We start from the raw sequence: 14,877 nt of genomic DNA, 5'->3' as shown, positions 1-14,877 counted from the left end.
CAACAAAAGATTGACAACATTATGTTGATGCTAGCAGGATGGGTGGCATGGATCGCAAGCACGACTTCACGCCAGCCGACAGCGCGGACCAGGCGCAGTTTCAACGCGAGCATGACGCCCAAGACCGGCTCCTGAATCTGGGAGCTGATCAGCTCGAGCCGCGTCCGTGGCGCCCCGACCCGGCCCCGCCGACAGCGGTCGATCTGACGCAGTACGCGCTCTGGCGCTCAGCAGACCTCACTCCGGACGATCTCTTGGGCGCACTGGCGCTGCTCCCGGCGGCGCGGGCAGAGGTCGAAGGTGTGGAGATCGGGCTGCTCTTCGCCGCACGAAGTGAGGGGCTGACCTGGGCGCAAATCGCCGAAGCGATGGGTTTCCGCTCCCCGCAGGCCTGTCAGCAGTATGTGAACCGTCTCAGCGGCAGACAGGACAAGCGGACGTGACGCATCAGTCAACGCCGGAATTGCTCATCCTGCACGCGGTACGACTCCTCGGCTTCGCCGACAGCACCGCGGTCGCTGAGCGCGCCGGAACGAACCACGACGAGATCCTGCGGGTGATGCGCGACGCGGAACGGGCGGGCTGGGTGCAGCATGTCGCGTTCGCCGACCTCGACGGCTGGTCACTGACCGACGCGGGCAAGGCGGAGAACGAACGCCAACTCGCCGCCGAGCGTAAGGACGCCGACCGGCAGCACACGATCGAAACCGTCTATCAGGACTTTCTCCCGCTCAACGGCCGTCTGCTGCGCGCCGTCACAGACTGGCAGATCAAGCCAACCATGGCAGACAAGTTCGCGCCGAACGATCACACCGACAACGCATGGGATCAGCACGTCCTCGACGAGCTCGCGGCACTCGGCACGGAACTCACACCCCTGTCCGAGCGCCTTTCAAATGTTCTGGCGAGATTCAACGGATACGCGACCCGCTACGACTCCGCGTTGCAGAAGGCCAGCAGCGGGCAGCACGACTGGATCGACAAGACCGATCTGGACTCATGCCATCGGGTCTGGTTCCAGCTCCACGAAGACCTGATCGCCACACTCGGCATCGATCGACGACATGAGGGGTGACGACGCTCTTGCCGCAAAGGAAGAACGCTGGCAGGACGGTAGTTGCTACTCGAGCCGGTATTGGCTCACAGTCTGACCGCAGTGCGCAACCGGCGGGCGACGTCGTCGTTCCGACTTGCGGGCTGAACGACTGCGTATCCCCGGTTCCCGCGGTCGATATCGGCGCGTAAGCGGCATGTGTTTACACGCCGGCGGGACGTCGGCGATGCTGAGGGCGTGGAGTATGTGTCCAGAGTGCCGCGACCGCCGCTGGACGGGCTGATCGACGACCTTTACTACCTGGAGGGTGCGCCGCCGTACGCCCGGCTGACCCTGCCGCCGCCGGCGGCGTTGCTCATCGTCAACCTCGGGGCGCCGTTTCGCATCCGCGCCGGCACCGACATCGAGCCGGGCGGGTACGCCGACGGCTGCGTGGTCACCATGCCCACCCGCGCGTGGGAGTTCGGCTACCCACTGCGGACCCGGTCCGTCGGCGTGCACTTCAAGCCGTGGGGGCTGGCGCCGTTCCTGCCGATGCCCGCGGTCGAGCTGTGTGACCGGCCGGTGACGGTAGAGCAGGTTTGGGGCCGGCCCGCCATTGCTGAGCTGCGAGACCGGCTGGACACGGCGGACGGACCGCACGAGATGCTGACGCTGCTCGAGGAGGAGCTGATGCGGCGGCTTCGCGAGACCGCCGGCCTGGGGCTGGTCCGCCATACGAGCAGCGTCATCGCGGCGACCGGCGGGGCGGTGGCGATCGGCGACCTGAGGGTGGCAGCCGGTGTCAGTAGCACTCATCTGGCACAGCGATTCAAGGAGCTCATCGGCGTCACGCCGAAGCGGCTGGCCCGCACCTACCGCTTCGCCGCCACCGTGTTCGCGATCAACCCGGCCGAACCGATCGACTGGGGCGACCTCGCCGGTCGCGCAGGCTACTTCGACCAGGCCCACTTCGGCCACGAGTTCCGGGCGTTCACCGGGCTCACGCCGACCCGGTACGTCGAAGTCCGGCGGCGGTTCCTGCGTGAGCATCCCGGCCACGTGCTGGACAGCTGGCCGCTGCCGGCCGATTGATTTCTTACAAGAACCACAGCTCACGACACGCTAATTTGGGGGCACCCAAAGCAGAGGAGATCCCCGTGGGCAAGGTGGTCATGTACGCCTCGGTGTCGGTGGACGGCTTCGTCGCCGACGAGAACGATCAGCCCGGACCGCTGTTCGATTGGCTGTCCAGCGGTGACGTGCCGTTGGACGAGAGCGGAGCGCTAAAGGTGTCGCAGACGTCCTACGACTACACCCGGGCGTACTGGGACCAGATCGGGGCGACCGTCGTCGGCCGCCACGTCTTCGACATGACGGACGGCTGGGACGGCAAGCCCCCGAGCGGGATCGATCACGTGGTGGTCGTGACGCACCGGCCGATGCCCGAGGGCTGGGACCCCGAGGCGCCGTTTCACTTCGTCGACGGTGTCGAGGCAGCCGTGGCCAAGGCGCAAGAGCTTGCGGGGGAGCGCATCGTCGAGGTCGCCGCTGGCGACGTCGGTGGCCAGGCGCTTGCCGCAGGCCTGGTCGACGAGGTGCGCATGGACGTCGTACCCGTCGTATTCGGGTCCGGCAAGCGCTACTTCGGGTCGGTCCACGCGCAGCACCTGTTGGAGGATCCCGACGTCGTGATTCAGGGCAACCGGGTGCTTCACCTGCGCTATCGGGTGCGCCGTTGACCGCTCTCTGGCCGAACCGTCATCCCTGACGAGCGCACACCTGGCACTCATTTGCCATCACCGCCCTGGCCGATGGAGTTGCACCCCGGGCAAGGTGCGCCCCGGGAACGCTTCAGTGCCCAACTCGGCGAGGAAGAGCCGACTGGTGTCCGCGGCGGGCTGTTCAGCGCCGGTAGAGAACGCGCGTGAGGTACACCTTGCGGTCGAGCGGATTGTTGTCCGTGCGGGGCCGCGTTGGGACCTTGCCTCGGATTGGCTGGTACCGGTCGAAGCGGGATTCCACGACACCTTCGCCTCGGGTGAGCCCAGCGAGTTGCTGCCGCAGCCCGTGCAAGGCCGCAGCTGGGATATCGCCTTTCAACACGCACGACGGACCTCGCATTTCTGGTGTCTCTGGGACGGCGCGGAGCCGGGCCACGGCCGGTAACACAGCCCCGAGGGTGTCTGGCGGCGTCTCCAGGCGGAAGTGGTGGATCGGCTCACACACGTGGGTGCGAGCCCGGGCCAGGGCGCTCATCAGGACCAGCGGGGTGAGCTTGCGGAAGTCCGCGGCCGTGCTGTCCGGTCCTCGCACGGACGGTGGGCCGTCCGCGACGCTGTAGCCGCATCTGATCATCGTGACCACGCAGTCCGTCACCTGCCAGCCAAAGAGTCCTTCACGCAGGCTCTGGCGGACGTACTGCTCCATCATCTCGGTGAAGCCACCGACATTCTTGTAGATGTGGGCTGGCACCGTACGTGGGTCGACGCTCAGCCGGAACTCGATTCCGGAACCGTGCGGCGCCGGCTCTACCCGCAGGCCGATGGTGGCGCGGAACGGATTCGAGTCCTCCTGAAGCAGCTCGGCTGCCTCACCGGTGCCGATCGGTCGCTCGATACAGAGCGTCGTCGACTCACGGAAATCGACGCCGATGCCATAGTCGTCGGCGAGTGTCGCCTCGATGACCTCCTTCTGCACCTCGCCATACAGGGAGACATAGAGCTCCTGGCGGTTGTCGTCCTGCCGCAGGCTGATGAGCGGATCTTGCTCGGCGAGCTGGGTGAGCGCCACGTAGAGTGCCGTCTTATCGGTGCGATGTCGGGGGACGACGGCCGTCTCCAGCGTTGGCGGCGCGAAGTGGTGGTCGCCGAGCGTTCCGCGGGCAACGCCGACCTGGTCGCCTACCTGGATATCGGCCAGTCCCCAGAGTTTGCCGATTTGCCCTGCGGCGACGGCCGGAGCCGAAACCGCCTGACCGTGTTCGAAAACGCTGACCGCGGTGACCTTCTCTTCGCCGCTTCGCCCGAACCGCAGCGAGTCGCGGACCCGCACCAATCCGGAGAACATCCGCACGTAGGCGACCTTCTCGCCAGCCGGGCTACGCTCCACCTTGAACACGGTGCCGGACACCGGGCCGTTCACGTCGATCGGCGCGTTCGGCAGCAGTTCCCGGACCCCTGCGATGAGCGCCTCCGTGCCGGCGCCGTTGATGGCCGAGCCGAAGAACACCGGGTGCACCAACGCACGCCCGGTCTGCGCTGCCAGCGCTTTCCGGAGCCGGCGGTGCGAGACCCGTTCCTCGACGTACGCCGCGAGCAGCGCGTCGTCGTGATCCGTGAGCAGCTCGGCCAGGTGGGCGCTGAACCCAGCATTGTCGGCGGCGTGTGGCACGAAGGTGGCATGACGGGTGCCAAGCCCGCGAGCGGTTCCCATCGGGATGGCCGCTGGGGTGAGTTTCTCGGCGATCTCAGCGACTAGGCCGTCGTACCGCGCGCCACGCCGGTCGATCTTGTTGACGAACAAGACGGTGGGGATGCGCAGCCGCTGCAGCGTTCGCATAAGAACACGCGTCTGCGCCTGCACGCCCTCCACCGCCGAGATGACCAGGATGGTGGCGTCCAGCACGCTCAGTACCCGCTCGACCTCGGCGATGAAATCCGGATGACCAGGCGTGTCGATCAGGTTGACCGTGAGGTCATCGATAGCGAAGGACACGACCGCAGACTTGATGGTGATGCCGCGCAGCCGTTCCAATGCGAGAGAGTCGGTCTGGGTGCTGCCGTCATCGACGCTGCCGATCTCGTCGATGACGCCGGCGGCGTAGAGCAGCCGCTCGGTCAGAGTTGTTTTACCGGCGTCTACATGCGCCAGGATTCCCAAGTTCAATGTGCCCACGAAGCGTCATGTCCCTTACGTCGTCAGTGGTCTGCTGAATGGACATGAACGCTGCTCGCATCATTCGTCTCCTTGCTTGGGTACCTGAGCACTTGGTGGGAGTGAAGCAAAGTCCACGGCGAACAGCAACGGAATTAGCCGCAGGTCGCGCGGGTAACAGACGCCCGACGATGTCTCGCACCGGGGAGCCGCCCGATTCGATTGGCACTGTGACACCGGGAAAGCGCGCCATCGTATAATCTCGCGAGTTGTGCGCCGATCTCGAGTGATCCTCCTGACAGTTGCCGCCGCCGTCGTTCTCAGTCTCGTCCTCGTCGTCGTGAGTCAACGGATGCTCGTCGCCGGTCGGGAGGTGGCCTGGTCGGTCGATTTGGATGACCGGCTGGAACTGGTCGACGTCGACGATGATCGGGTACTCATCCACGACCGCCTCGGCGCTGTGGTGCTAGATCGCGAGTCCGGAGAGGTGCTCCAGCGTGTCGACTACTCGGTTGGCAGGGAGCCGACGGCGTTGCTCGTCCCCGACGGCGTCGTCAGCTATGGCCGTGGTGTGCAGCGCTCGCGACCACACGCGGCAGCGTTGGCGTTCCATGCCCAGCCCGATACTCCGGTCGCGGGGAACAGCGCCGCCGAAGCCACCTGGACCGTTCCGTCCGACGATGACGTGACGACGCTCCGGATTCTTGGCCTCGATGTCGACGCAGGGGTGCTCGCGTACTACGAATCCGTGCCTGGTTACAGCCGGGTGCGTGGAATCGACCTCGGTGCGGGTTCCGAGGTCTGGGAGGAGCCCGTCGATGCGGTGCTGGTTCCTTCGCTGCCGTTGCGCGGCGGACGGGGTTCCGATCCCGTTCCCACGGCGCGCTTCGTGATGCCTGTATCTCATGACGACGGGGAATCGCCCGCGGATGAGGAGTTCTCGCTACGGAGCACGGAAAGCGGTGAGGAGCTCGGCCGATTCCCTGGTTCCACCGGGTGGGTGACGGATCGGATGATCGTGGAGGAGTTCAGGGATGGGGCGTGCGGCGTCGGAGCTTGGTTGGACGGGGTTCCGCTCGAGTTCCGAGCTGTCGATACTGAGGAATGTGTCATCCTGGCGGTCGCTGAGCCGGACACGGTGTTCATCCTTGACAAGGAGATCGGCTCGACGTCGACGCGCCTTCACCGATGGAATCTCACCGACGACTCGGTCGCCATGCTCATCGACGATGTCGACATGTCCGGACGTCATGCCCGGGACCGATGGGCCGGGAGGGTCAGCGCGGCGTTCACGCTGAACCGTCACGACGAGGCTGTTGTGGTGCTCGACAGCACCTCGGCCGAAGAACTGGTGCGCTGGCCGGTCGAGTCTCCGTGGTCTATCGAAGCAGGCCCGGACGCCGTGCTGGTCACGACCGCCTTGCCGGGTTGGCGTGCTCTGCTTGGCGGCGCGAAAGGTGCCGAGCCGCGGTATCTCCAGGTACGCGATCCCCGCACTGGCGACACCAGCGGGCGGCTGGTGCTGGACCGCGCGCCGTGGTCCGCACATGTCCTCGACGGCCGCAGTGCGATCGTCATTGCCGAGGGCACAGTGACGATGCTTCGGATCTAGCCGGAGGCTGCGGCTCTTGGACGTCAGCCGTGTAGAGACTGACAGGCGTCGTAGCCTGAACGAGCCATCTCCCACCTCTGCGGAGAATGCAGCCTGCGCTACCACAGGTCCGATGCGGATGCGCTCGGTTCTGACGAGTTCGGGTACCTGTTCTTTCTCCGGACCTATTCAGCGGCGACCTCGGCCTGTCCTTCCAAGGTTCCTACGGGCTGGCTGGCGCCATGATCGTTGGCTTTTAACCCCCGTATACGGTGGTCAAAAGCCAATGATCATGGCGAACGAGGAGGTCACGCTGCGCATCACGAACTCCGCCTTGGTGGACGGTTCAGGCCGTGCCGTCGTCGGTCAGGGGCCGTGTGCTGGCGATGTCGTATTCGGTGACCGAGGCTGACAAAATTGCGCTGCTCTGGTCTTCGCTGGGGCCACTGTTGCGGAAACTCTCGACTGCGGTCTGCGACTCCCAGCGCTCGAAGATGTTGACGCGGTCAGAGTCGAGCAGGTCGGCGGTGATGGCGAAGTCGAGACAGCCATCGGTCTGGCGGGCTTGTTCGACGATGCTCACACAGCCGGCGAGGTAGGAGTCTCGCTGCTGGGGATTGACCGTGATGTGTCCAGCGACGATGACCATAGGACGCTCCTCATTCGTGTCTTCGTGTCGGGCCAGTCTGCAGCCATTGTCAGAGATAGACACCACGAGAACTCAAAACTCATCGGCCTCGATCAGCTTGACTGATAGCGAACACCGGCCGGTCTCGGCCCCGACGGAGCCACTCAGCGAACGCGAGTAAGTCGCACATGATCAAGGTCGATTTGGGGCTTCACTTGGCGCGAGACGTCCTCGGTCTGGTTTACGGGACCGGGAACCTCGCTGGCTCCGCCGATACCGTCCCTGATGGGTCCACGGCAGTCACCGAGTGATCGCCGTCGCGAGGAAGTCGTGGATGAGTGCGGCGACCTCGTCGAGGTTGGATTCGAGGAGAAAGTGCCCGCCGGGCAGCAGTTCGATCCGAGCATCCGGCAGGTCCCGGGCGAATGCCTTGGCGCCGGCAGGCCCGAAGATCTCATCATTCTCGCCCCAGACGGCCAGCAGGGGCACCTGGGATGAACGCAAGTACTCGTGCATCCGAGGGTACAGCGGTGGGTTGGTGGCGTAGTCGCGGAAGAGCTGAAGCTGAACCAGGTCGTTGCCCGGCCGGGAGATGAGTGCGAAGTCGTGTTCCCAGGTGCCTGGATCGACGAGCGTGGGATCGAGGACGCCGTGTAGGTACTGCCACTTGATAGCTTCACGCGTCAGAGCGACACGGACAGCGGATTCGGTCTGCGCGTTCTGCTCCTTCGCATAGGCCCACACGTCGGCCCAAAAGCCTTCGACGAAGCCTTCGGGGTATGCGTTGCCGTTCTGGCTGATGATCGCGGTAATCGCTGACGGGTTGTCCAGCGCGAGCCGCCAGCCGATTGGAGCGCCGTAGTCCTGCACGTAGATCGCATACTTGGTGATATCCAGGTCCGACAGCAGGGTGGCAGTAATTTCCGTCAGCGCGTCGAAGCTGTAGTCGAATTCTTCGACACTGGGCGCGTCGGACAGCCCGAACCCCAGGTGGTCTGGCGCCACGACGTGGTATTCGTCAGCCAGCAGCGGGATGAGTGTACGGAACATATGCGAGCTGGTCGGATAGCCATGAAGTAGCACGACGGTCGGCGAGTCGCGAGGACCGGCCTCACGGTAGAAGATCCTGTGTCCGCCGACGTGAGCGAACCGGTGGTGAATGGCAACCATAGGTCTAACCCTCTCAATTGGCTTTGTTTGGTTAGATCCCTCAAGGGAAGCACGGGGATGCTAACCTGTCAAGAAGGATTAAGGAGGTTAGTCTTGGATCTGGTGGTGCGCGAGGACGAAGACCTGCTGGTGGATCTGCTCAACACGACACCCGTGGTCGACGGTCAGCGCATTGACGAGCTTGCGGACCCCGCCAAGGCGCGGAGTTGGGCGGCAGCCCACGGCGGCGCCGGCACCGCCGGCGAGACGGCGAAGCTCCGGAGCGCTCGCGATGCGATCCAGGACGTCATCAGCGGGAAATCGCCAGCACAGACGCTTGCCGCGCAGCTTGAACGGGTCACGCTGGGGCCACGGCTGCGCGACGGTGTCCTCGGTTGGGAGCTGCAGGTATCCGCCGAGGAAATGCTCGCGGCACGAGCGCTGCTTGCCTGGGCTGGGATCAAGGAACGCGCGCCCGGTCGCCTTCGGCCGTGTGCGAACCCCGAATGCTGCCGCTTCCTGCTCGACCGCAGCAACGCGAACAGGGCTCAATGGTGCTCGATGGCGTTATGCGGCAACCGGCTCAAGGCTCGCCGCCACTACCAACGCACACGAGCCACGGGCACGACGTAGGGTCCGGCGCACGTTGCCGATGGGTTGATGGCGTTGCGCTGCTCGGACCATATGACGTGGAGGCGCTGCCGGGCTGGAGTGGCTAGCCTCGAACCGTGAACACATGGGCCCACGAGCACGGTGTGGTTGAGCTGCCCGACGGTCGACGACTCCGTGGCGCGGGAACGCGCAAGCCTCGCGGTGACATGCCGGCACCGGACTTCGCGGTTTACCTGCTCGGCCGCGACCCGGAGGCGGAACCGTGGCTATATCGCTGGGTCCGGTGGCGCGACTTCCGGTTGCCCGACTCGACGGACGCCGCGGTGGCAGCGTTGCGTGAGGCATATGAGCGGGCCGCCGAGCAGCGCGTCGAAATCGCGTGTGGCGGCGGCATCGGCCGCACCGGGGCTGCTCTCGCTCTTCTGGCTACGATGAGCGGCGTCGCGCCGGAGAGAGCGGTGGGCTGGGTTCGCGCGCACTACCATCGTCGCGCCGTCGAGACCCGCAGGCAACGACGCTGGGTTGAGGCGACGGCGGCGTCGCTGCGGACCGAGAGCGGTTGAATCCGCTTGCCGTCAGCAGGCGCAGGCTGGCCAAGGTGTGCCCGTTGCTCAGTGGTGGTCTCGACGGTGCGCCCGCGGCCCAATGCGACGTCGATTTTGTGGCGGGACCTGCGGTAGGGAACCGCAAGGCCGCCAAATTGACCGATTGACCATTTCAAGTCAATTGGTCAGAATTGAAGCATGAGTGATGCAACTGAATGGCACGTGCGAGAGCTTGTAGTGAAGCGTTCGGGTTGTCCGGTCCACGCCTCGGTGCGTGGTTCGGAGTCGGCGCCGTTGGTGGTGTTGAGCCACGGGGCAGCAATGGACCACCGGATGTTCGACCCCCAACTTGCGCCGCTCCTCGACGCGGGTTACCGGGTGATGACGGTGGATTTGCGTGGACATGGGAAGTCGAAGCCTGTCGGCGAGGTCCCCTTTATGGTCACGGACCTGGCCGACGACGTGCTCGCGCTGGTTGATCAGCTCGGCGTAGACCGGTTCGTCATCATCGGCCAGTCCATGGGGGGCTACGTCGCGCAGGACCTGGTCCTCCGGTACCCGGATCGGATTGTTGCCCTCGGCATCATCGGCTCAACGTGCATAACAGCGCCTTTGACGCGATTGGAGATGTTCTCCTTGCGTACCTCTCCGTTGTGGTTTCGGTTGTGGCCCTGGGGAAACCTGCGCCGGACTGTGGCCAAGGCAACCGCGGTCACCGACGAGGCGCGTGCCTACGCCTACGATGCCGTGAGCGCGCTGAGAAAGCAGGAGTTCATTGCCGTCTGGAATGCCGTCGCCCTGGCGGTGCAGCCCCGACCCGGTTACCGAATCGAGCACCCGCTGCTGCTGACCCACGGCGACCAGGACAGGACCGGCAACATCCGTCGCTCCGCGCCTGCCTGGGCCGAACGGGATCCGCGGGCACGGTACAAGGTCATCGCGAACGCTGGGCACAACGCCAATCAGGACAACCCAGAGTTCTTCAATCGGATCTTGTTGGAGTTCCTGTCCGAGTTCGTTTCTACCGGGAGGGCGGCGCAGTGAGTGCACGGGATCCGCAGCGGCGCGACAAGCTGCTCGACGCCGCCATCGCGCTCATCCTCCGCTCCGGTGTCCGGCGTGCCTCGATCGATGAGATCGCCCGCGCCGCCGGGGTGTCGAAAGGGGCGGTCTACCTGGAGTTCTCCAGCAGGGATGCGCTTGTCGACACTGTCGTGCGGCGTGAGTACCGTCGATATCTCGCCGACGCGCTCACCCGGGTCGAAGCCGACCCGGAAGGTGGGCGTCTGTCGGGCATCTACCGCCACTCGATCGCTGCGTTGCTTGATCGGCCGTTCCTGCGCGCTATGTACGAAGACAATGGTCAAATCGTTGCCGGACTGCTTCGGGGTGCCGAGCGCTACCGTCCGCGCGTGTTGCTCGGTGCGCAGTTCCTGAGTGAACTGGCCGATGCCGGATTGCTGCGCAGTGACGTCGATCCTGCTGTCGTCAGCCACCTGCTGAGTGTGCTTGTTGTCGGCCCGCTGCTGGCCGAGCCGGTGTTGCGTGATGATGCGGCGCCGTCGTTGGAGACGACGTTCGGGCTCCTGGCTGATCTTGTGGTTTCAGGGCTGGAACCTGATGAACGCCGCGACCCGGCACCCGGTGTGAGGGCGTTCCGGGAGCTGGTCGAGGGGATTGACCAGGAACTAGCTGATGATTCTCCGCCCGGCTGAGAGTGTCTCGTCTGATGCAGCACGTGCCGTCGCCATGGACGCTGGCGGATCGAACTCGCGGCCGGCGTCGTTGCTGCTGGCAGCCAGCCGCGTCGCCGCATAGCTGACCTGATGATCGCCGCCTCGGCCATCTCCGAAGATCGCCCGCTTTACACCACCTATCCCGCCGACTTCACGGTCCCGACGATCTCGTCATTGTCGTGACTGTGACCACACCGGCAGGAACCAAGACGACATGAGCAGCCCGCGAGTACCCGCCAAGGTCCGTGGTCCGTTGGAACAGCACAACCGGCAGGGCTCGCGGCTACCCGGGCAGCAGCTCCCCGGTTTCGTCTTGGAACGTTCCGGTAGGCCCGTGCGGGCCGAGGGTCGCGAGGCGGACGACGATCGTGGCGCTCTCTTCCGGTGGCCGTCCGATTCCGAAGGCTGCGGTCATGTCTGTGGCGGTGGTGCCGGGTTCGAGGGCGTTGAACTTGATGTCCGGGTGGGCTTTGGCGTACTGGACCGTCAGCATCGTGGCTGCTGACTTCGACGCGGAATACAGCGCAGGCGGCAGGTGGAATTCGGGTCGGTCGGCGTTGTTGACCGCCCAGAAGCTGTCAACCCTGAATGACCAGGTGGGCTGATCAGGGTTGAACGCGCAGCCGCATCACCCAGCGCCACTTGGCCATCTTCCGGTCTCGCTCGGAGCCGAACCTCTTCGAAAAGGCTGGTTGGTTCGGCATGGAGATAGGGTATGCCTCGACTAGTCCGCCACCGGCTTCTTTTCATTGATCCGGCCACCAAAGGGCATGAGCGCTGCGAATAGCCATGAAGCCCGCCAGGTGCGAGGTGCCAACCAAGATCGAGGACCGCCGAATTTTGGAGAAGCGGTGGGTTACTCGGCCAGCGGGCCGAAGTATTGCCGTTTTGTCTTCTCGAGCTCGGCTTCGTTCAGCAGGTCGACGAGCTTCTTCTCCTCGTAGCGGAAATGAGTCTCCATGACGGCTTCGATACCGTCGAGATGCTGCAGTTGCTCTTCGGTGCCGACTCCGCTCTCAACGGCGGCCGCTAGGCCACCCAAGAGATGTTCGATCATGTTGTGATCGCTAGTGAGCTGTGCGACCACCGGTACGAGATCCGGCCGCATCGCCAGCAACTCGGGAAACAATACGGCGTCTTCCCCGCGGTGGTGCCCGGACAGTGCTGCGCAGAAGCCTCGGCAATACAGCAGGAGGTTGCGGGCGGCGTGATCACTCAGTTCCTCGGCTTCGCCAGCGTCCTCGACGGCGGCACGGGCAACGTCCAGCGCATTGCGGAGTTGAGTGTGGATCCGGGTGAGCTCATCGCCCCAAGCGACGAGACGGTCATGATCGGAGATACTGGCGTGGCCGGATGTGTTGTGCGCGGAGATGATGGGTGTCCTTGTGGTCCGACGCCTCCATGCCTGACGCAACCCGCCACCGGCACGCGACGCTATCCGGGAGTATAACGAGGGCTCGACCGTCGACGCAGGGGTCTAACCCCGTGACGAGCCCGTCCAGATCGGGCAGCTGATCCTCGACCGGGAACGGCTGAGGATCGGCGGGACCGACGGCTTGATGCTCCTCGTGTACCTCCCGGAGCCCGGATCCAGCGACGCGGAGAAGCTCGCTCTGCTGGCTTACGCGGACCTGGCTGCCTCCGGCACGAAACAACAACTGCCGCAGCCCAGCGGATAAGACGAATGCCCGGTCAGCTGCGATCCGGATGCGGTGCTCGGGCGGCGGCACGGATCGGTGGGACGATTCCCAGGTGTCCGGCCCGCCCGCTCCCGAGACCCGGGAAGATCTCGCCTGGACGCGGCCACGTGCGCTGCGTCCGACACTGCCAACCCCCACCTCCCCGTTGATCATGGGCACGTGCCGCCTATCCGGCGTCGAGAAGGCGGCAGCTGCCCGTGATCGACGGGGGCAGGGAAGTCAGAGTAGTGGTGGCACCAGAACCTCGAGAGACAGAGCATCAGACGGGAACTGAAAGTGTGGGCGTTCTGGTATTTGCTCTTCATCGAAGATCGTTCGGTGGGGGATCTGTGTTTCGTCACGCGGGGTGATCGCGTGGGCACCCCTCGATGATCAACTGGCAGTTGTCCACGACACCGGACACGCTGACTTCACGTCCCAAGAATCGGGTGAGGTCGGCGGTGGGCCCTGCCGGTAGCAGGCCGACACTCATCGATGCGGAAACGATGGTGCCCCTCGATGCAAATGCTGGCACCGTTGGTGATCGCATAGAAGACCCCGTCGATTTGGCTGATCAAGCTATCAACCTGTCCTGATTGTCCGTCATCGACGACAAGGGACGACCAGCACGGTCGGCCAGGCTCCCGCCCGCTGCTCTGTGTCACCAGCTACATAGTAGGGACACGGCCGTGTGGAGTGATTCGTGCAGCGGACCAGTGGACGCGGGTTTCGGTCAGCGTGCTCTGGTGGATTCGTGGATGAGTTTCATCGCGCTCTCCGTCAACCGCCCCCTCCTGTTGATCATGGGCATGTGACACCAATTCGGCGTCGAGCAGGTGGCATCTGCCCATGATCAACGGGGGCAGGGTGGCTTGCAAGCGGCGGCCTCGCCGGGGCAGGGAGCCGGCGGCGCGGCCTCGGCGCCCAGCGGCTGTGACCTCGGTATGCAGGACATTGCCGGGCGCCCGGCCTGGGCTGACGGGGCCATCCCGGCGCGGTTACGTCAGGGCATCAACGATCGCTTCGGTCGCCTCGACGATCAGCTCGTCCTGGCGTTCGGCGTCCTCGGTGTCCCGACTGGTGAGAAGCGCGATCAGGATGGGATCGCGATCAGGCGGCCAGACGATCGCGATGCAGTTGCGGGTGCCGTAATGGGCGGCTCCGGTCCTGTCACCGACGGTCCAGTCGTCGGGTATGCCGGCCCGGATGAGGTCTTCTCCCGTGAGGTTCCCGACCATCCATTCAGTGAGGAGTTCGCGCTTGTCCTCGGGGAGGGCATCTTCCAGCGCGAACAGGCGAAGAGTGGTGGCGAGCGCACGCGGCGTGCTCGTGTCTCGTGTGTCTCCCGGAGTGGCCTCGCTCAACTCGGGCGCGTACCGGTCGACGCTGATGACGTCGTCGCCGGCGGCTTTCAGAGCCTCGCCCAGACCGCTTGGGCCCCCGAGGACGTCGAGGAGGAGATTCACCGCGGTGTTGTCGCCGTATCGGGTCGCGGCGTCACACAGCTCCCGGATCGTCATCCCGGTCTCGACGCGTTCGCTGGTGATCGGCGAATGTGCCTGCAAGTCGTCCGCGGAGAAGGTGATCAGCTCCTCTAGATCGTCGAAGGAGTGCTGATCGAGCACCACGGCGCAGAGCAGGATCTTGAAGGTCGAGGCGTACGCGAACCGCTCGTCGGCACGGTAGGTGATGTCCTGTCCGCTGCCGGTGTCCAGGACATACACGCCGAGTCGTGCGTCGTATGCGCTCTCCAGGTCCTCGAACCGCTCATCCAATCGCACATCGGCGGGCTCGTCGGTCGGCTCGATGGTTGGCAGTGCCGTGGACTCTGCGGCGGGGGTTGTGGCGGCCGGTGGTGTGGGGATTTCAGTGGCCGACGTGTCCTCGGTGGTGGAGCAGGCGGCGAGCGGAAGAAGGGTCGCTGCGGCCAGGACGGCGACGGCCGCAGGGCGGCGCAGGGCGGTGATGACGTTCATGGCTGCAGTGTTTCCGACACCTACCCATGCTGTCGAAGTCACTTTTGAAGAG

General features: G+C 65.0%; 14 protein-coding genes and 1 pseudogene. 9 read left to right on the top strand and 6 right to left on the bottom strand.

Annotated elements, in window-relative coordinates:
• Window positions 1-47 precede the first annotated feature (47 nt).
• From F7O44_RS05665 to F7O44_RS05650, 4 genes are all read left to right on the top strand, one after another.
• Window positions 48-443: an SANT/Myb-like DNA-binding domain-containing protein gene (locus tag F7O44_RS05665; protein ID WP_162449116.1), complete on the top strand. Its 396-nt coding sequence runs from the start codon at window positions 48-50 to the stop codon at window positions 441-443.
• The gene (locus tag F7O44_RS05660; protein WP_162449115.1) at window positions 440-1,075 is read left to right on the top strand and encodes a transcriptional regulator; all 636 of its coding nucleotides are present in this window, start codon (window positions 440-442) and stop codon (window positions 1,073-1,075) included. Before F7O44_RS05665 ends, F7O44_RS05660 begins: the two co-directional genes overlap by 4 nt.
• A gap of 216 nt (window positions 1,076-1,291) precedes the next feature.
• Window positions 1,292-2,128 carry a helix-turn-helix domain-containing protein gene (locus tag F7O44_RS31635; protein WP_222851095.1) on the top strand — a complete coding sequence of 279 codons (837 nt, stop codon included), beginning with the start codon at window positions 1,292-1,294 and terminating at the stop codon, window positions 2,126-2,128.
• 65 nt (window positions 2,129-2,193) lie between these two features.
• Entirely contained in the window at window positions 2,194-2,775 is a 582-nt protein-coding gene (locus tag F7O44_RS05650) for a dihydrofolate reductase family protein (RefSeq protein WP_162449114.1), read from the top strand.
• Between the two features lie 163 nt (window positions 2,776-2,938).
• Here F7O44_RS05650 and F7O44_RS05645 read toward each other — a convergent pair whose 3' ends face one another.
• Window positions 2,939-4,930 carry a GTP-binding protein gene (locus F7O44_RS05645; RefSeq protein ID WP_162449113.1) on the bottom strand — a complete coding sequence of 664 codons (1,992 nt, stop codon included), beginning with the start codon at window positions 4,928-4,930 and terminating at the stop codon, window positions 2,939-2,941.
• 250 nt (window positions 4,931-5,180) lie between these two features.
• On the opposite strand from F7O44_RS05645, the gene F7O44_RS05640 reads away from it, so the two are divergent.
• The gene (locus tag F7O44_RS05640; RefSeq protein WP_162449112.1) at window positions 5,181-6,521 is read left to right on the top strand and encodes a hypothetical protein; all 1,341 of its coding nucleotides are present in this window, start codon (window positions 5,181-5,183) and stop codon (window positions 6,519-6,521) included.
• Between the two features lie 325 nt (window positions 6,522-6,846).
• Here F7O44_RS05640 and F7O44_RS05635 read toward each other — a convergent pair whose 3' ends face one another.
• Window positions 6,847-7,149, bottom strand: coding sequence for a putative quinol monooxygenase (locus tag F7O44_RS05635; RefSeq protein ID WP_162449111.1), 303 nt, complete (start codon window positions 7,147-7,149; stop codon window positions 6,847-6,849).
• Window positions 7,150-7,428: 279 nt separating this feature from the next.
• Window positions 7,429-8,298, bottom strand: coding sequence for an alpha/beta fold hydrolase (locus tag F7O44_RS05630; protein ID WP_162449110.1), 870 nt, complete (start codon window positions 8,296-8,298; stop codon window positions 7,429-7,431).
• Between the two features lie 102 nt (window positions 8,299-8,400).
• On the opposite strand from F7O44_RS05630, the gene F7O44_RS05625 reads away from it, so the two are divergent.
• The 4 genes from F7O44_RS05625 to F7O44_RS05610 all read left to right on the top strand — a co-directional run bounded on the left by F7O44_RS05625 (window position 8,401) and on the right by F7O44_RS05610 (window position 11,149).
• A complete protein-coding gene (locus F7O44_RS05625) occupies window positions 8,401-8,910 on the top strand; it encodes a CGNR zinc finger domain-containing protein (RefSeq protein ID WP_343073837.1) in 510 nt (169 codons plus the stop codon).
• A gap of 95 nt (window positions 8,911-9,005) precedes the next feature.
• The gene (locus tag F7O44_RS05620; RefSeq protein ID WP_343073810.1) at window positions 9,006-9,452 is read left to right on the top strand and encodes a protein-tyrosine phosphatase family protein; all 447 of its coding nucleotides are present in this window, start codon (window positions 9,006-9,008) and stop codon (window positions 9,450-9,452) included.
• A gap of 180 nt (window positions 9,453-9,632) precedes the next feature.
• Window positions 9,633-10,478 carry an alpha/beta fold hydrolase gene (locus tag F7O44_RS05615; RefSeq protein WP_162449109.1) on the top strand — a complete coding sequence of 282 codons (846 nt, stop codon included), beginning with the start codon at window positions 9,633-9,635 and terminating at the stop codon, window positions 10,476-10,478.
• Window positions 10,475-11,149 (top strand): TetR family transcriptional regulator, encoded by a 675-nt coding sequence (locus tag F7O44_RS05610; RefSeq protein WP_162449108.1) that lies wholly within the window; start codon window positions 10,475-10,477, stop codon window positions 11,147-11,149. Before F7O44_RS05615 ends, F7O44_RS05610 begins: the two co-directional genes overlap by 4 nt.
• A 304-nt stretch (window positions 11,150-11,453) precedes the next feature.
• Here F7O44_RS05610 and F7O44_RS05605 read toward each other — a convergent pair.
• From F7O44_RS05605 to bla, 3 genes and pseudogenes are all read right to left on the bottom strand, one after another.
• Window positions 11,454-11,753: pseudogene (locus F7O44_RS05605) on the bottom strand (short-chain dehydrogenase); the annotation flags it as partial.
• A gap of 273 nt (window positions 11,754-12,026) precedes the next feature.
• On the bottom strand, window positions 12,027-12,584 hold the full coding sequence (locus F7O44_RS05600) for a hemerythrin domain-containing protein (RefSeq protein WP_187361021.1): 558 nt from the start codon (window positions 12,582-12,584) through the stop codon (window positions 12,027-12,029).
• A 1,263-nt stretch (window positions 12,585-13,847) separates the two neighbouring features.
• The gene (bla, locus tag F7O44_RS05595; RefSeq protein WP_162449107.1) at window positions 13,848-14,825 is read right to left on the bottom strand and encodes a class A beta-lactamase; all 978 of its coding nucleotides are present in this window, start codon (window positions 14,823-14,825) and stop codon (window positions 13,848-13,850) included.
• Between the last annotated feature and the right edge of the window lie 52 nt (window positions 14,826-14,877).

This window comes from Phytoactinopolyspora mesophila (assembly GCF_010122465.1).
GTDB lineage: Bacteria > Actinomycetota > Actinomycetes > Jiangellales > Jiangellaceae > Phytoactinopolyspora > Phytoactinopolyspora mesophila.
Note: the sequence above shows the minus strand (reverse complement) of the source record. Positions and strands in the feature narration are given on the sequence as shown.